Genomic DNA, 16,638 nt, shown 5'->3' on the forward strand with positions numbered 1-16,638 from the left:
CGACTTGCCCGCTTGCGGGCCTGGCCGAATGATTGGCCACTCCCTCAGGCAGGGCCGATTCGCGGTCATGTACCGTTGGCGCCTCAAACGCGGCGCGTCTCATCCACGGCCGGACAAATTGCCGCAGCCCGCAACGCATCGCGACGCGCGCCTTACAATGCCATCATGCCGCCTTTGACCGATTCCACGCTGCGCTCCACCCTGCCCGCGCGGGCACTGCTGGGGCGCCTGCTCGCCGTGCGGATGTCGCTGATCGCCGGCTGGGCAGCGGGCATCGTCTGGCTGCACTGGGGCCTCGGCATCCGCATGCCGCTGCTGCCGATGGCCGCGGTGCTGGCACTGATGGGGCTGTTCTCGCTTTCCACCGCGTGGCGGCTGCGGCTGGACGTTCCCGCGACGCAGATGGAATTTCTGGTGCACCTGCTGGCCGACCTCACCGCGTTTGCGGTGCTGGCGTTCTTCAGCGGCGGCGCAACCAACCCCTTTGTGTCGCTGATGCTGGTGCCTGTCGTCATCGCCGCGATCAGCCTGCGTCCGCGCTGGGTGTGGCTGCTGGCGGCAGTGGCGGGCGGCTATTACGCGCTGCTGCTGTTTGTCTACCAGCCGCTGGCGGTGGCCGATCCGACCGCGGCCTACGGCATGCACCTGGGCGGCATGTGGTTCAACTTCCTTATCAGCGCGGGACTGATTGCGTTTTTCGTCACCCGCATGCACGCCGCGCTGCGCCTGCGCGATCAGGAGTTGTCCACCCTGCGTGAAAAGCAGCTGCGCGACGAGCGCATCGTCGCGCTCGGCACGCAGGCGGCGCTGGCGGCGCACGAACTCGCCACGCCGCTCGCCACTATCCAGACCACCGCGCACGAACTCGCCGCCGAATTCGTCAACGACCCCGACATCGGCGCCGATTGCCGCCTGCTCGAAAAGCAGGCACAAGCATGCAAGCGTATCCTCACCCAGCTCGCCGCGCGCGCGCAGGACACCCCGCCCGCCGCGCAGCCGCTCGACACCTGGCTGGCCGCACTGGCCGAGCGCTGGCAGATGCTGCGCCCCGACGCGCAGATCGCGACCGAACTGCCGCCCGATCAGCGCCACTTCACCCCGCCCGACGGGCTGGAGCAGGCGATCCTGAATGTGCTGAACAACGCCGCCGATGCCTCGCCCGATGTCGTCGAATTGAGCGCCGCAACCGAAGGCGACGTCCTCTTCATCGACGTCGCCGATCGCGGCCCCGGCTTCACCCCCGAGCAGAAGGCGCAGGCCGGGCGCGTACTGTTCAGCGGCAAGCCTGGGCGCGGCTGGGGCATGGGCCTGGCGCTCACCCACGCCACGCTGGAACGGCTCGGCGGCAGCCTCACCCTCGTCGAACGCGACGGCGGCGGTACCCGCGTGCGCATCACCCTGCCATGGAAGCAAGCAACATGAACCGTAAACTTTTGATCGTCGAGGACGACGTCGATTTCGCCCATGCCTTGTCGCGCGCCATGAAAAAGCGCGGCTTCGAGGTGGCGCTGGCGCACGACGCCGCCGCAGCCCAGACCGCAGCGGAAGCGTTTGCCCCCAGCCACGCGGTCGTCGACCTGAAGCTACCAGGCGAATCGGGGCTGAGAGTCGTCGCCCTATTGGCCGCGCGCGTGCCCGCCCCCGCCATCGTCGTGCTCACCGGCTATGCCAGCATCGCCACCGCGGTCGAAGCGGTGCGGCTGGGCGCCCGGCATTACCTGGCGAAGCCGGCCGACGCCGACGAAGTCCTCGCCGCACTGCTGCGCGACGAGCCGGACGCTGCGCTGGAAGTCAGCCCGGAACCCCTGACGGTCGCGCGAATGGAATGGGAGCACATCCAGAAAGTGCTGAACGAGCACGACGGCAACATCTCGGCCACCGCGCGCGCGCTGAAAATGCACCGCCGCACCCTGCAGCGCAAGCTCGACAAACGCCCGCCGCGGGAAGATTAGCGGCTCAGTGCACCACGCCCCAGTCGACCAGACCGCTGTAGGCGGTCGCCAGCACCACGCCGCCGAACACGATACGGTACCAGGCGAACACCGTGTAGTCGTGGCGGCTGACGAACTTGATCAATGTGCGCACCGCAATCAGGGCGCTGACAAACGCTGCCACCCCGCCCACCACAAACAGCGGCACATCGTTTACGTCGAACAGCTGCCAGTTCTTGTAGAGGTCGTACGCCGTGGCGGCAAACATGGTGGGGATGGCGAGGAGGAAGGAGAATTCCGCTGCGGCTTTTCTGGATAGTCCGAGGAACAGCCCGCCGATGATGGTCGCGCCCGAGCGCGAGGTGCCCGGAATCATCGCCAGCGCCTGGGCAAAGCCCACCACCAGCGCGCGGCGCCAGTTGAGATCGTCCACCGTTTCGATGCTGACGACGTGGCGCCGCCGCTCCGCCAGCAGGATCAGCACGCCGCCGATCATCAGTGCGGAGGCCACCACGATAGGGTTGAACAGATAGTGTTTGATTTCCTTGTAGAACAGGAGGCCCAGCACCGCTGCCGGCAGGAAGCCCGCCATCAGGTTGATCGCCAGCCGCTGCGACGCCGGCTCGCTGCGCAACGTGGCTGCCACATGCGAAAGCCGCACCCGATATTCCCACACCACCGCAAAGATCGCCGCCAGCTGGATGGCGATCATGAACACCTTGGCCTTTTCGCCGTTGAAGCCCAGCAACTGCCCCGCCAGAATCAGGTGGCCGGTGCTGGAGATCGGCAGGAATTCAGTGATGCCTTCGACCAGGCCGAGGATGAGGGCATACAGCAGCAGGGTGGGATCGATCATGGCGAAGTTTCGGACATAAAAAAAGGCGCGCCAACCGGGCGCGCCTGCGGATTATACGACGGGCGGATTACAGCTTCTTGTACACCTCGGCACCCTGCTTCACGAATTCCACCGCTTTCACTTCCATGCCCCTGGCCAGCGCGGCGGCTTCGGTGAGGCCTTCCTTCGCCGCGTATTCGCGCACGTCCTGGGTGATCTTCATCGAGCAGAAATGCGGGCCGCACATCGAGCAGAAGTGGGCGACCTTGGCCGATTCCTTGGGCAGGGTCTCGTCGTGGAAGGACTTCGCCTTGTCGGGGTCGAGGCCGAGGTTGAACTGGTCGTCCCAGCGGAATTCGAAGCGCGCCTTGCTCAAGGCGTTGTCGCGGATCTGCGCGCCGGGATGGCCCTTGGCCAGATCCGCCGCGTGCGCCGCGAGCTTGTAGGTGATGATGCCTTCCTTGACGTCGTCCTTGTTCGGCAGGCCGAGGTGCTCCTTCGGCGTCACGTAGCACAGCATGGCGGTGCCATACCAGCCGATCATGGCGGCGCCGATGCCGCTGGTGATGTGGTCGTAGCCGGGGGCGATGTCGGTGGTCAGCGGGCCGAGCGTGTAGAACGGCGCTTCCTTGCAGTGTTCAAGCTGCAGGTCCATGTTCTCCTTGATCATGTGCATCGGCACATGGCCGGGGCCTTCGATGATGGTCTGCACGTCGTGCTTCCATGCGATGTCGGTGAGTTCGCCGAGCGTCTCCAGTTCGCCCAGCTGTGCCTCGTCGTTGGCATCGTAGATCGAGCCGGGACGCAGGCCGTCACCCAGCGAGAAGGCCACGTCGTAGGCCTTCATGATCTCGCAGATGTCCTCGAAGTGGGTGTAGAGGAAGCTTTCCTTGTGATGCGCGAGGCACCACTTGGCCATGATCGAACCGCCGCGCGAGACGATGCCGGTCATGCGGTTGGCGGTCATCGGTACATAACGCAGCAAGACGCCGGCGTGGATGGTGAAGTAGTCGACGCCCTGCTCGGCCTGCTCGATGAGCGTGTCGCGGAACATTTCCCAGGTCAGCTCTTCGGCCTTGCCGTCGACCTTTTCCAGCGCCTGGTAGATCGGCACTGTTCCAATGGGTACCGGCGAATTGCGGATGATCCACTCGCGCGTCTCGTGGATGTTCTTGCCGGTGGACAGATCCATCACGGTGTCGCCGCCCCAGCGGATCGCCCAGGTCATCTTCTCGACCTCTTCCTGGATGCTGGAACCCAACGCCGAGTTGCCGATGTTGGCGTTGATCTTCACCAGGAAATTGCGGCCGATGATCATCGGTTCGGATTCCGGGTGGTTGATGTTGTTGGGGATGATGGCACGGCCGCGCGCGACTTCGGCACGCACGAACTCAGGGGTGATTTCGTTCTGCAGATTCGCGCCGAAGTTCTGCCCCGGATGCTGGCGGTTCATCATGACGGCGAGCTTCTCGCCCAGCGGGCCGGATGCTTTCAGCGATTCCAGATAGGCGGTGCGGTTGCCGTTCTCGCGGATGGCGATGAACTCCATTTCCGGCGTGACGATGCCCTGGCGCGCATAGTGCATCTGCGTGACATTCGCACCGGCCCTGGCGCGACGCGGGGTGCGGGCAAGGCCGGGGAAGCGCATCGCGGTGAGTGCAGGGTTCGCAGCCTGCCGGCGGCCGTATTCCGAACTCAGGTCGGACAGGATTTCGGTGTCGCCGCGCGCCTCGATCCAGCGGTTGCGCAACGCGGGCAGGCCCTGGCGGATGTCGATTTTCGCCGCCGGGTCGGAGTAGGGACCCGAACAGTCGTAAACGAAAATCGGCGGGTTGGGTTCCGAGCTGGCAGGGGTACCGTCCGGCCCGGGCTCGCCGCCAAACATCAAGGGCGTGTCGGCCTGGCTGATCTCGCGCATCGGCACGCGGATGTCGGGCTGGCTACCCTCGACATAAATCTTGCGTGAATTGGGCAGCGGCTGCACCGCGGCCTCGTCGACATGGGCAGTGGCGGCGGTAAATTGGGCGGCTTGGTTGGGTATGGCGGCGTTCATGGTGGCGCTCCGGAAATCAGGAGGCGTCGGATACGCCCCGCTGGTATAAAGTCTGGAGGCTGCCGAACAGCCTCGCTGGAATAACGGAGGCCGGGAACGGCCTCCCTACGGCGGTCTTAACCGCATCAGGTTCAAAGGGTATGTCTCACTCCGGCCCGTCAGACAACAGGCCGGAGACCCCTGGCAAGCGGCCAAAGTTAGCCGAAATGTGAAATAATTGCAAGACAAGACCCCATCTAACTTATTGATATTCAAGGGTACCGCATGGACATCGAGCAGACGCGCTACAACATGGTCGAACAGCAAATCCGCACCTGGGAAGTCTTGGATCAGGACGTGCTGGATCTGCTGTTCAAGGTGCGGCGCGAAGACTTCGTGCCGCCAGCGCATCAGGCGCTGGCCTTCGTCGACATGGAAATCCCGCTCGGCCACGGCCAGGCGATGTGGACGCCCAAACTGGAAGCGCGGGTGCTGCAGGATCTCGACATTCGCCCCACCGACCGGGTGCTGGAAATCGGTACCGGCAGCGGCTACCTCACCGCCTTGCTGGCCTCCCTGGCTGCCGGCGTAATGTCGGTGGACATCTTCCCCGAGTTCACTGCCGACGCGACGCGCAAGCTGCGCGCACACGGCTTCGACAACGTGACGCTGCACACCGCCGACGCCGCCCGCGACTGGCCCGACATGACCGGCTTCGATGCGATCGTGCTGACCGGCTCGACCCCGCTGCTGTCGGAGGCGTTTCTTCGGCGCCTCAACGTCGGCGGCCGGCTGTTCGCCATCACGGGCGAAGCGCCGGTGATGCATGCGCAACTGATCACCCGCACCGCACCCGGCGCCACCCGCAGCGTGACCTTGTTTGAAACCTGCGTGGCGCCGCTGGTGAATGCACCGCAACCCGCCGCGTTCGTGTTCTGAAGCTGCCGCCATGCGTCAGTTCCGTCCGGCCGAACTCGCCGCCCATATCGAAACCGGGCACACCCCGGTACTGCTCGACGTGCGCGAACCGTGGGAATGGGCGCTGTGTCGCCTGCCCGGTGCGGTCCTGATTCCGATGCGCGAGCTACCCGCGCGCCTGGCTGAATTGAACAAACAAGCGGAAATAGTGGTCATCTGCCATCATGGTGTCCGCAGTTATCATGCGGCCCGTTATCTTGAAACAGTGGGCTTCAGCGACATCATCAACCTGTCGGGCGGCGTAGCCGCCTGGGCTGACGAGGTCGATCCGGCCATGTCGCGCTACTGATCCGAACTTCAACGACTGGGTTCACCATGCGACTCAAGTCCATTTTTATCGCACTGGCGCTGGCGCCCGCCGCCCATGCCACCAATCTATTCGATGTTTTCCGCGACGCGCAGGCCTACGATGCGCAGTACGCCGCCGCCCGCGCCGCCCGCGAGGCCGGCCAGGAAAAGGCGGTACAGGGCCGTGCCGGCCTGCTGCCCAACGTCAATCTGGGCGGCAACGTACGCTACAACAGCATCGAATCCAGCCTGCCCGGCGGCGACGCCGATTACGATTCCAACGGCCTGTCGCTGACCGCCGCGCAGCCCGTCTACCGCAAGCAGAATCAGGTCCTGTACGCGCAGGCCAGGGAACAGGTGAAAATCGCCGACATGCAGTTCAGAGTCGCCGAGCAGGACCTGATTCTGCGGGTCGCGCAGGCCTATTTCGACGTGCTGCAGTCGCAGGACAACATCGCCTTCATCGATGCGCTGAAGGCCGCCATCGCCGAACAGCTGGCCGCCGCCAAGCGCAACTTCGAGGTCGGCACCGCCACCATCACCGACACCCACGAAGCGCAGGCACGCTACGACCTCGCCATCGCGCAGGAAATCGCCGAGCAGAACAGCCTCAACATCCGCCTGCGTGCGCTGGAAAAACTCATCGGCAAGCCGGCCGGCATGCTCGACAGCCTGGTCGACAACAAACTGCTGAAGCTCGAGCCCGGCACCCTCGACGAGTGGGCCGCGCGTGCCGCCGAAGGCAATCTGCAGGCCGACATCCAGCGCATCGCCAAGACCATCGCCGATCAGGAAGTCGAGCGTCACCGCGCCGGCCACCATCCCACGCTGGATGCCGTCGCCGACTATACGATCAACAACGGTCAGGACTTTGGCTACCCCCAGGTGGACACCCGGGTGGCCAGCATCGGCGTGGAACTCAATCTGCCGATCTACCAGGGCGGATTGACCAGTTCGCGCGTGCGCGAAGCCGTCGCCAACCGGGAAAAGGCGCGCCAGGATGTCGAGGTCGCCACCCGCGAAGCCGGCCTGCAGGCCCGCCAGGCCTGGCTCAACGTCAACAGCGGTGTCGCCCGCGTGCGGGCGCTGGAGCAGGCGCTGGTTTCGACCCAAGCGCAGCTCGATTCCACCAAGCTCGGTCTGGAGGTCGGCGTGCGCACCAGCCTCGACGTGCTCGACGCCGATCAGCAGGTGCTGTCCGCCCGCCGCGATCTGGCCGGCGCGCGCTACGCCTACCTGCTGTCCGGACTGTCGCTCAAGGCCGCCGTCGGCAGCCTCAGTCCGGCCGACCTGGCCGAGATCGACCGGCACCTGAAGCCAGTAGCGGCGAAATAAACGCCGCCACCCGCACCGCCGCGCCGCGATGGCGCGCGGCAAATGCCAGCCCGGCCTCGCCCATGCGGGCGCGCGTCGGCGCGTCGTTCAGCAGCTTCAGCGCGTTTTTTAACAGCCCGTCCGCGTCATCCACCCGCAGCGCAGCGTCGGCCTCGATCGCCAGCCGCGTCGCTTCCTCGAAATTGAAGGTGTGCGGCCCCACCAGCACCGGTCGCCCCACGCTCGCCGCCTCGATCAGGTTCTGCCCGCCCAGCGGCGCAAGGCTGCCACCGACAAAGGCGACGTCGCACGCGGCGTAATACGCGAACAGTTCGCCCAGGCTGTCGCCCAGCAGCACCCGCGTCTGGGGGTCGAGTTCGCCATCCAGCAGGCTGCGGCGCCGATACGCCAATCCTGCTGCCTCGATCAGCCCCGCCACTTCATCGAAACGCTGCGGATGACGCGGCACCAGCACCAGCAGCACATCGGCCGGCACGGTCTCGGCAAATGCGCGCAGCAATAGCACCTCCTCGCCTTCGCGCGTGCTCGCCGCCAGCAGCACCGGGCGCCGTCCCCATTTCGCTTTCCAGGCTGCGCCCAGTTCAAGCTGTGCGGCCGGCGGCGCGATGTCGAACTTGAGATTGCCGGTGACGTGGACTGACGCGGCGCCCAGTTTTTCCAGCCGCGCGGCATCGGCCCCGGTCTGCGCGGCGACCACCGCAACCCGCGCAAGACACGCCCGCGTCAGTGCCGGCAGCCGCGCATAGCCGCGCGCCGAGCGTTCCGACAGCCGTGCATTCGCCAGCACTAGAGGCGCGCCCGCCCGCACCGCGGCATGAATCAGATTGGGCCACAGCTCGGTTTCCATCAGGATACCGACGCGCGGCCGCACACGGCGCATCAAGCGGCGCATCGAGCCGGCGTAATCGTAGGGTAGATAGACGATGTGAGCGAAGTCGCCATACAGCGCTTCGGCAGTGGCACGCCCGGTCGGCGTCATGCAGGTGAGCAGCACAGGGGCATCCGGATGCGCGGCGCGCAGGGCATTGATCAGCGGCTGCGCAGCACGCATCTCGCCCACCGACACCGCATGAATCCACAGCGCGCCCGTCACCGGCGCGGGGCCGAGCGCCAGTCGCTCGCCCCAGTGCCGCCAATAGCCGCGCTCGCGCCGGCCGCGCCACAAAAGGCGCAGCGGAATCAGCGGCGCGGCAAGCAGCAGGGCGAGCCGGTACAGGGTCCAGTCGAGCAACAGGCGCAGGGTGGGCATCGGCAGATTGTAAAGGGCGCGGTGCTAGAATCGACGCCACCTTGGAGGCCAAACAATGAAAATCCTGCTCACCGGCGGCGCCGGTTTTAGTTCCGGCCATTCGCTTCGCTCACTTAACTTGCGCATGGCGCAAGTTAGCCTTCTCTGAAACCGGCGAAGACATTTATGAAAGTTCTTCTTACAGGTTCCGCCGGTTTTATCGGCATGCACGTCGCGCAAATCCTGCTGAAGCGCGGCGACGAAGTCGTCGGCATCGACAACCTCAACGACTACTACGACCCGGCATTGAAGCTGGCGCGACTGGAGCAGCTGAAGCCCTACCCCAACTTCCGCTTCCTCAAGGACGACATTTCCGACCGCATGGTGATGGAGGACCTGTTCGAGAAAGGTCACTTCGACGCCGTCATCAACCTCGCCGCGCAGGCCGGCGTGCGCTACTCGCTGAAGAATCCGCACGCCTACGTGCAATCCAACATCGTCGGCTTCGCCAACCTGCTCGAAGGCTGCCGCCACCACGGCGTCAAGCACTTCGTCTACGCCAGTTCGTCCAGCGTCTACGGCGCCAACACCAAGGTTCCGTTTTCCACCCACGACCCGGTCAACCACCCGGTCAGCCTCTACGCCGCCAGCAAAAAAGCCAACGAGCTGATGGCGCACACCTACTCGCACCTCTACGGCCTGCCCACCACCGGCCTGCGCTACTTCACCGTCTACGGCCCGTGGGGCCGCCCCGACATGTCGCCGTGGCTGTTCACCAGCGCCATCCTCGAAAACCGCACCATCGACGTGTTCAATCATGGCGACATGTCGCGCGACTTCACCTACATCGACGACATTGCCGACGGCACCGTAAAAGTGCTCGACCGCATCCCGCAGGGCAACCCGAACTTCGACCACAAAAACCCCGACCCGGCATCGAGCCACGCGCCCTACCGCGTCTACAACATCGGCAACCACACCCCGGTGCAGCTGATGGACTTCATCGGTACGATAGAAAAAGCCCTGGGTCAGGAAGCGAAAAAGAACTTCCTGCCGATGCAGGACGGCGACGTGCAGGCGACCTACGCGGATATCGACGAGCTGGTTCGCGACACCGGCTTCAAGCCGGCGACGACGCTGGAATACGGGATCGGGAAATGGGTGGAGTGGTATCGGGGATACAAGCAGCTGGGCTAAGCCGGGGACGGCTCTGCGCAATATGGAACTTTATACCCCAGTGTGCACAATACACACATGAACAGCGTCGAGCTTATCAAGCGGGCTTGAAGCTTGGTTAGAAAAACTGGAATACCCATGAGATACCCCATCGCAATTGAACCCGGAGACGCCAAACACGCTTACGGCGTGATCGTTCCCGATCTCCCCGGCTGCTTTTCCGCTGGCGACACCCTGGACGAAGCCATCGACAACGCCAGAGAAGCGATTGAGCTGTGGCTGGAAACCGTCATCGACGATGGCGGTGCCGTCCCCACGCCCGGCCAGATTGACCAACACCAGGCCAATCCGGGATTCAAAGCTTATATCTGGGCAATGGTCACGGTCGACTTGGCGTCGCTTTCCGACAAAGCGGAACGCGTCAACATCACCCTGCCCGCCAGAGTATTACGGCGCATAGACGCTGCGGCCAAATCGGCGGGTGAGTCTCGTTCCGGGTATATCGCACGCCGAGCGCTGTCGGCTTGAATAAATAGGACGTCAATATCGTGTCTGACCCTATTTATCCACATGCGTCGTGACAGAGAGTGTGTGATCTGTTTTATGAACCGGTGACATATGCTCCCCGGACTTGGCGGGCGTGATCGCCGGCCTGTAATGTTGGATGTCAGCGAGCCAGGGAGGCCTGGACCGATACGGAACGCGTTGCGTGGAAGACCGACACCCAGCTGCAGTTCGCCGCCCGGTACTACGGATGGCGCCCTATGCCACTAAACGGACAGCCGCTTCATTGCCCCAGCGCACACAGATTTTTCCCCAGTTCCAGTTCTTGCGCTTTGCGCTCGTCCGGACTGGCAAGCCCGGCGTTGGCCCGTTTGATTTCGATATAGGCCTCGGGAAAATCAGGCAGGCTCGCTAGCACATAGTCGGTGAAGGCCTTCTCGCCCTCGGCCAACTTCAGCAATCCGGGATTGTGCCGCTTGAGGTTTCCCAGCGTGGCCTGGTAGACGCCGTGTTCATCACCCGCCGTGATGTCGCTGAAATGCGCCGGCAGCACCACGATTTCGTCCGGCAGCGTCGTCATCCGTTGCAGCGAGGTGTAGAGCAGCGGCGCCCAGTTCTCGGCCTTGCCACCCAGATCCGGGCGGGCGATGGACTCAAGGAACACGCTGTCGCCGTCAAGCAGATAGCGCCCGTCGATAAGAAAAGCCACCATTCCCAGGGTATGGCCGGGGAAATGCAATACCTGAATCTCGGCACGGCCAATGTGAAGCACCTGCCCCTCTTCCAGATAACGATACGGGATGCGTGCCGGCACCATATCCATCGGGTGGATGGCATCGTAGGGATGCAGGTAATAGGGAATGTGGTCGTGCTCGCCGAGCGCCGGTCCGCCGCTGAGGTGATCGGCATGGAGGTGGGTGTCCAGCACCAGATCGATCCGGGCGCCGGCGGCGGTAGCCAGTTCGTGATACGTCTCGAGGTGCCGGGCGGGATCGAACACTGCGGCGTGCCGGTCGCTGATCAACATGTGACTGACGCAGCCGCGGGCCGGGCGCACCACCTGAAAGAGCGAGTAACGCGCGTTCTCCTCCACCGCACGCCAGTAATAAAAATTGCCCCAGGCCTCCATGCCGCCTTCCATGTTCACCGCATCGAAACCCAGGCGGCGTAGCCCCTCGGCAACATACGTGGATGTCTTCCCTTCAGCGCAGACAGCGAGGATGGGGCGATCCTTGGGTAGCTGGCCCTTGAGCTGCGTCTGTACCCCCCGCATCACGGCGTCGATGACATCCTCTTCCTCGTTCTCCAGATCGAGGAGTTCGAAATAGGGGATATTGATCGTGGGTACGGCGGCATGGGGGCCTTCCACTCGCCAGCTTTCGAATTCGTCGTGATCGCGCACATCGAGAATAAACATAGGCTCGTTGCGCAGCAGCTGCTCCCACACCTTTGCCGGACTCGTACTGGCGGAAACCTTGTCTAACATGGGACACCTCCTGAGAAACCGGCGCTGAGACATCGCGCGGTAAAACTCACGCTATGCCGTGTCGACCGCGCGGCTCTGCACGCTTTTAAATATAGGCGATGCCTGCCCGGACGCAATGCAGCCCAATCACGCCGCTTGCCGCATCGAAACCGATCTGATCTGAACCTTGTAAGCGTGCGTAGAGCTGCTAGCTTGAAAACTGGCAAAACGGGGCCGATCCCGATCCCGGCCCGGACGCCGGAGATCCCTTATACAAGACAAGGAGAACGCACCATGGCGGCATCCAGTACCGGTCTACACGAGGCGGCCGACGCCTTGAGTCCCGAGGTGATCGACCGCCATCGCGCAATCGTCACGATCGTGGAAGAGCTGGAAGCGGTTGACTGGTACGACCAGCGTGTGGCGGCAAGTGACGACGAGGAATTGGCGGCAATCCTTGCGCACAACCGCGACGAAGAAAAGGAACACGCTGCCATGGTGCTGGAGTGGCTGCGCCGCCGGGACCCGAAGCTCGATGAGCATCTGCGCAATTATTTGTTCATTGACAAATCACCGCTGGAACGGGAACACGAACTGAAAGCAGGGGGCGGACGTGGCGGACAGCATCCGGCCACCGACGGCTCCCTCGGCATCGGCAGTCTGTGCGGGGAGGTAACACCATGAATGACCTGCTGCAGGACCTGGCACCCATTTCCACCGAGGCCTGGGCTGCCATCGAGGACGAGGCGCGGCGCACGCTCAAGACCATGCTCGCTGCCCGCAAATTGGTTGATTTCGTGGGTCCTCTGGGGTGGGAGGCGTCTGCCATCAGCCTCGGTCGCAGCGAACGGCTGAAGACCGATCCTCACAAGGGCGTGGAGGCGCGTTTGCGCCGGGCGCAGCCGCTCGTGGAACTGCGCATTCCCTTCGAGCTATCGCGCGACGAACTTGAAGCTGTCGGCCGCGGCGCCGACGATCCGGATCTCGACCCGCTGCGGGAAGCCGCGCGCGCTATTGCGCTGGCTGAAGACAAAGCGATTTTTCACGGGTTCAACGATGCCGGCATCGGTGGGATTGTCGCGGCGGCCAGTGCAGCCAAATGTGCGTTGAGCGAAGACTATACCGAGTATCTCGGCGTGGTTGCCGAGGCCTTGTACAAACTACGCAGTGCTGGCGTTGACGGGCCTTACGCCATTGCTCTTGGACCGCGCTGTTATACCGGGCTGAGCAAGACACTGGAAGGCGGCTTCCCCGTAATCGAACACGTGCGGCAGCTGCTGGACGGTCCAATTATTTCCGCCCCAGGGGTGGACGGTGCGATGGTGATGAGTCTGCGGGGCGGTGACTTTGAACTGACCGTCGGCCAGGATTTCTCGATAGGCTATCTCGAGCATACGGCGACAACGGTGCGCCTGTATCTGCAGGAAAGCTTCACGTTCCGGGTGCTGGCGCCCGAGGCGGCGGTGCCGCTGGTCTACGGCAAAGGTAAAGGTAAAAAATGAAGGGTAAAGCCCTTTTACTATCAATCGACGTGGGATTTGAACACAGTCAACGTTGATGCCATCGTCCTGACGCGAGGCCTTGCTTTTTGCCACTGCAGAATTGCGTTGCCGCCTGCAAGCTTACGCCGCCTTCAAATCAAGCAAGGCTTCCGGATGTGCAATCGCTACACGCAGTAGTGTTTGCGCCGCGCCGGTGGGTTTGCGGCGGCCTTGCTCCCAGTCTTGCAGGGTACGGGTAGAAACGCCCATCAGATCTGCCAGCTCGGATTGAGACATTCCCAGCCGGCTGCGTGCCTCGGCAATGGGCGACAGAGCGGCCCGGGTTTTCCGGGCGGTCTTCCCCGCCTTCATCTGGCGGACGGCGATCAGCAAATCTTTCTGGAACCGTTCCATTTCCTTATCCTTGTTCAATGACCTCTCGCGGTTGTTTCAAAAAGACACGGGCGGTTGTCGAACTTTGCTTTCCCATACACCATCAACAGCGCACCTCGTTGTGCGCCAGCGGGTTGAAATAAACCACCCACGCACCGCCCGTGTTTGCCCATACCGTGGCATGTCCACCAGACCTTGCGACAACCACCGGCACCCGGTATGACATCGCCTGCGTCCAGATTGGCCGCCATCAGACGAGAAGCGATCTGCCCGGCATCCGTCCAGACCTGAACTGATGCACGCATAAAAATGTCTTTTTCGATGACTGCGTACATTGAATAATAGTACGGCACTGCCGTATGATGGGCAATATTGAAAAATCATCGTCCCGGGCCGCAGCGTCCGCGCTACCCGCCGCCATCACGACTCCCGCACAGATGAATCCTTCCCCTGTCAAAACCTACCTGCCCTGGGTCGTGGCCGTGGCGCTGTTCATGGAGCAGCTGGACACCACCATCGTCAACACGGCGGTGCCGGCGATAGCGGAGAGCCTGCAGGTGACGCCACTGAGCCTGAAGGCGGTGGTGATGAGTTACATCCTGAGCCTGGCGGTGTGCATTCCTGTGAGCGGCTGGATGGCCGATCGCTACGGCACGCGCCGCGTGTTCAGCATCGCGATTGCCATCTTTACGTTTTCCTCGGTTCTGTGCGGCCTGGCACTGAATGTGCCCATGCTGATTGGGGGGCGGATTCTGCAGGGCGTGGGGGCGGCGATGATGATGCCGGTGGGCCGGCTGGCGATCATCCGCACCTTTCCCAAATCGGAACTGCTGCGAGCGATGAATTTCGTCATCATCCCGGCGCTGATCGGTCCGCTGCTCGGGCCCACGGTCGGCGGCCTGATCGTGCACTGGCTCTCGTGGCGTTACATCTTTTTCGTCAACGTGCCGGCGGGGCTGCTGGCGCTGTGGCTGGCGCATCGGCACATGCCGGATTACCGCGGCGATACGCGACGGCCGCTGGACATCGTCGGCCTGGTGCTGTTCGGCAGCGGCGCAGCGCTGCTGTCCTGGCTGCTGGAAATTTTTGGTGAGCATGAACTCGACGCGGCTCCGGCGGCGGGTTTGCTGCTGCTCAGCTTCGGCCTGCTGGCCGGGTATATCCTGCACGCCCGCAAGGCACCCCATCCGCTGCTGCGCCTGGCGCTGTTTCGGGTGCGCACGTTTCGCGTCGCGGTGGTGGGCGGCTTCATCACGCGCCTGGGGATGGGCGGCATGCCCTTTCTGTTGCCGCTGCTCTACCAGCTCGGCCTGGGCATGCCGGCGTGGCAGTCGGGCCTGCTGATGATGCCTGCCGCGGTGGCGGCGATGGGCATGAAATTCATTTCCTCGCAGGTGCTGGCGCGCTATGGCTACCGACGCATCCTGATCGTGAATACGGTAATGATCGGGGTTCTCGTCAGCCTGTTCTCGCTGGTGAATCCGGCGACGTCGATTCTGCTGATCGTGCTGCTGGGCCTGACCATGGGTTTCTTCAATTCGCTGCAATACACCAGCATGAATTCGATGGCCTTTGCCGACGTCGAATCATCCGATTCGAGCATGGCCAGCACGATTTCCAGTTCGCTGCAGCAAATGTCGATGAGCTTTGGCCTGGCCTGCGGGACGCTCATCGCCGGCTGGTATCTGGGCGGCCTGCCGCAAACCGACCACACGGCAGTGACGACCGCGCTGCATTACGCCTTTTTGACGCTGGGCGGCATGACAATACTGTCGTCGCTGTCGTTCTGGTCGCTGCGCCCCGGGGATGGCGAGAGTGTCAGCCGCGGAAGCTTGCGTGCAGCGGCATAAGCGGATACAAAAAGAAACAGGTCGCGATTTCCTGCACGGAACGGGATGCACCACGGCTGCTGAAGCCACCTGCCAGGCTTGATTGGGAGATCGTTGAAAATGGACGCGGGACAAGCGGCTTGATGCGCTCGTGCATGAACGTGGGCTGGCGCATGTGCAGCCCGCACATTGAGCAGACAAGCAAGGAAGTTGCGCCAATCGGCTGGATGTGGCCAGGATTGCGTTAGCCTGCAAAATCGTTGCGATTAACCGGCAATGTTGCCGCTGAGTTGTTGTGAGGCCACCGATGAAAGTGAAGAAAATCCTCAGCCTTGAATGGGATGCAATCGCCGGCATCGTGGCGGCAGTCGCGGCAATCGTGCTTCACCTGCTGCATGTGGTGGACGAAACGGTCATCCTGCCCATCGTGCTTGCCTTGATGGCTCTGCTGTTCATCAATTTCATGCGGCACACGCGAAGCAACGAGCTGACCGCCGAGCAGGTCGATCACACCGCACACGCGGTCAGCCGTATCCAGAATCACCTCAAGCCGCCTGAGGTGATTCTGGTTGGCCCCCGTCACTTGCGCTCATCCAACGAGCATTTCATTCGGCATATGAACGGCGACACGATCTGGTTCAACGTGTGCCTGTCGATGTATAAGCCGCAGCCGCTGTTCGACGTGCTGCTACGCCCAGCGGTGGACAATCCGTTGGTCACCTCGATCCAGTTCATTCTCGATGAAAGCCAAAAAGAATTATGGCAGCAGGTCATCCAGCCCAAGCTCGCCGCCTGCGGTGACAGCACGAAAGTCAGGGAACCGCGCTGGTGCAATCTAAGCAAGACGGTTTCCTTTATCCTGGCCGACAACCAGTTGAGCGGGGGGTCCGAGGCGCTGCTCAGCTTCTGGGGCGAGCCCTTCATGGCGCAGACGACCGGGCGAGACGTGCCGCGTTTCATTTTCCACGTGCAAAGACACTCCGAACTGCTACCGCATCTGATGGAACTGGCGCATGGCTGCAAACGTGTCCATCAAGCGCAAGGGTGAATCGGGCAAGGTTAAAAATCTGCTTGTCACTCACTTGCAGAAAAACCCTGAACGCCAGAAATACCCTGCATGCGAGTATCCGCTCCGTGATTACGCAACAACGCACCAACCGAGC

17 protein-coding genes and 1 riboswitch are annotated in these 16,638 nt (G+C 63.0%); of the genes, 11 read left to right on the plus strand and 6 right to left on the minus strand.

Annotation, left to right across the window (positions count from 1 at the left end):
- Positions 1-165 precede the first annotated feature (165 nt).
- Positions 166-1,422, plus strand: a complete 1,257-nt coding sequence (locus ACZ41T_RS08995; RefSeq protein WP_464921060.1) for an ATP-binding protein — start codon at positions 166-168, stop codon at positions 1,420-1,422.
- On the plus strand, positions 1,419-1,952 hold the full coding sequence (locus tag ACZ41T_RS09000) for a response regulator transcription factor (RefSeq protein ID WP_464921061.1): 534 nt from the start codon (positions 1,419-1,421) through the stop codon (positions 1,950-1,952). The genes ACZ41T_RS08995 and ACZ41T_RS09000 overlap by 4 nt, the downstream gene beginning before the upstream one ends.
- 4 nt (positions 1,953-1,956) lie before the next feature.
- Here ACZ41T_RS09000 and ACZ41T_RS09005 read toward each other — a convergent pair whose 3' ends face one another.
- A complete protein-coding gene (locus ACZ41T_RS09005) occupies positions 1,957-2,787 on the minus strand; it encodes an undecaprenyl-diphosphate phosphatase (protein WP_464921062.1) in 831 nt (276 codons plus the stop codon).
- 67 nt (positions 2,788-2,854) lie between these two features.
- Positions 2,855-4,819: a phosphomethylpyrimidine synthase ThiC gene (thiC, locus tag ACZ41T_RS09010; protein WP_464921063.1), complete on the minus strand. Its 1,965-nt coding sequence runs from the start codon at positions 4,817-4,819 to the stop codon at positions 2,855-2,857.
- 85 nt (positions 4,820-4,904) lie between these two features.
- Positions 4,905-5,011: riboswitch (TPP riboswitch) on the minus strand.
- 72 nt (positions 5,012-5,083) lie between these two features.
- Between thiC and ACZ41T_RS09015 the strand changes: the two genes are divergently transcribed.
- Genes ACZ41T_RS09015 through ACZ41T_RS09025 form a run of 3 tightly spaced genes read left to right on the plus strand, consistent with a single transcriptional unit; the run spans position 5,084 to position 7,399 of the window.
- Entirely contained in the window at positions 5,084-5,737 is a 654-nt protein-coding gene (locus ACZ41T_RS09015) for a protein-L-isoaspartate O-methyltransferase family protein (RefSeq protein ID WP_464921064.1), read from the plus strand.
- A gap of 10 nt (positions 5,738-5,747) precedes the next feature.
- Positions 5,748-6,065, plus strand: coding sequence for a rhodanese-like domain-containing protein (locus ACZ41T_RS09020; RefSeq protein ID WP_464921065.1), 318 nt, complete (start codon positions 5,748-5,750; stop codon positions 6,063-6,065).
- Between the two features lie 26 nt (positions 6,066-6,091).
- Positions 6,092-7,399 (plus strand): TolC family outer membrane protein, encoded by a 1,308-nt coding sequence (locus ACZ41T_RS09025; protein WP_464921066.1) that lies wholly within the window; start codon positions 6,092-6,094, stop codon positions 7,397-7,399.
- Here the strand turns inward: ACZ41T_RS09025 and waaA are convergent.
- Positions 7,341-8,648: a lipid IV(A) 3-deoxy-D-manno-octulosonic acid transferase gene (gene waaA, locus ACZ41T_RS09030; protein WP_464921067.1), complete on the minus strand. Its 1,308-nt coding sequence runs from the start codon at positions 8,646-8,648 to the stop codon at positions 7,341-7,343. The genes ACZ41T_RS09025 and waaA overlap by 59 nt on opposite strands.
- Before the next feature lie 165 nt (positions 8,649-8,813).
- On the opposite strand from waaA, the gene ACZ41T_RS09035 reads away from it, so the two are divergent.
- Both ACZ41T_RS09035 and ACZ41T_RS09040 read left to right on the plus strand, forming a co-directional pair.
- Positions 8,814-9,824 carry an NAD-dependent epimerase gene (locus ACZ41T_RS09035; protein ID WP_464921068.1) on the plus strand — a complete coding sequence of 337 codons (1,011 nt, stop codon included), beginning with the start codon at positions 8,814-8,816 and terminating at the stop codon, positions 9,822-9,824.
- Positions 9,825-9,941: 117 nt separating this feature from the next.
- Positions 9,942-10,331: a type II toxin-antitoxin system HicB family antitoxin gene (locus tag ACZ41T_RS09040; protein ID WP_464921069.1), complete on the plus strand. Its 390-nt coding sequence runs from the start codon at positions 9,942-9,944 to the stop codon at positions 10,329-10,331.
- Positions 10,332-10,590: 259 nt separating this feature from the next.
- On the opposite strand, the gene ACZ41T_RS09045 is transcribed toward ACZ41T_RS09040, so the two are convergent.
- Positions 10,591-11,793, minus strand: a complete 1,203-nt coding sequence (locus tag ACZ41T_RS09045; protein WP_464921070.1) for an MBL fold metallo-hydrolase — start codon at positions 11,791-11,793, stop codon at positions 10,591-10,593.
- Positions 11,794-12,066: 273 nt separating this feature from the next.
- On the opposite strand from ACZ41T_RS09045, the gene ACZ41T_RS09050 reads away from it, so the two are divergent.
- Together ACZ41T_RS09050 and ACZ41T_RS09055 are read left to right on the plus strand one after the other, a co-directional pair.
- Positions 12,067-12,456, plus strand: coding sequence for an encapsulin-associated ferritin-like protein (locus tag ACZ41T_RS09050; protein ID WP_464921071.1), 390 nt, complete (start codon positions 12,067-12,069; stop codon positions 12,454-12,456).
- Positions 12,453-13,274: a family 1 encapsulin nanocompartment shell protein gene (locus ACZ41T_RS09055; RefSeq protein WP_464921072.1), complete on the plus strand. Its 822-nt coding sequence runs from the start codon at positions 12,453-12,455 to the stop codon at positions 13,272-13,274. Before ACZ41T_RS09050 ends, ACZ41T_RS09055 begins: the two co-directional genes overlap by 4 nt.
- Before the next feature lie 120 nt (positions 13,275-13,394).
- Here ACZ41T_RS09055 and ACZ41T_RS09060 read toward each other — a convergent pair whose 3' ends face one another.
- On the minus strand, positions 13,395-13,685 hold the full coding sequence (locus tag ACZ41T_RS09060; protein WP_464921073.1) for a helix-turn-helix domain-containing protein: 291 nt from the start codon (positions 13,683-13,685) through the stop codon (positions 13,395-13,397).
- Positions 13,682-13,981 (minus strand): hypothetical protein, encoded by a 300-nt coding sequence (locus tag ACZ41T_RS09065; RefSeq protein ID WP_464921074.1) that lies wholly within the window; start codon positions 13,979-13,981, stop codon positions 13,682-13,684. The genes ACZ41T_RS09060 and ACZ41T_RS09065 overlap by 4 nt, the downstream gene beginning before the upstream one ends.
- A 102-nt stretch (positions 13,982-14,083) precedes the next feature.
- On the opposite strand from ACZ41T_RS09065, the gene ACZ41T_RS09070 reads away from it, so the two are divergent.
- Positions 14,084-15,496, plus strand: coding sequence for a DHA2 family efflux MFS transporter permease subunit (locus ACZ41T_RS09070; protein WP_464921075.1), 1,413 nt, complete (start codon positions 14,084-14,086; stop codon positions 15,494-15,496).
- Between the two features lie 286 nt (positions 15,497-15,782).
- Positions 15,783-16,523: a hypothetical protein gene (locus tag ACZ41T_RS09075; RefSeq protein WP_464921076.1), complete on the plus strand. Its 741-nt coding sequence runs from the start codon at positions 15,783-15,785 to the stop codon at positions 16,521-16,523.
- Positions 16,524-16,638: the final 115 nt, after the last annotated feature.

Source organism: Thiobacillus thiophilus (assembly GCF_055378705.1).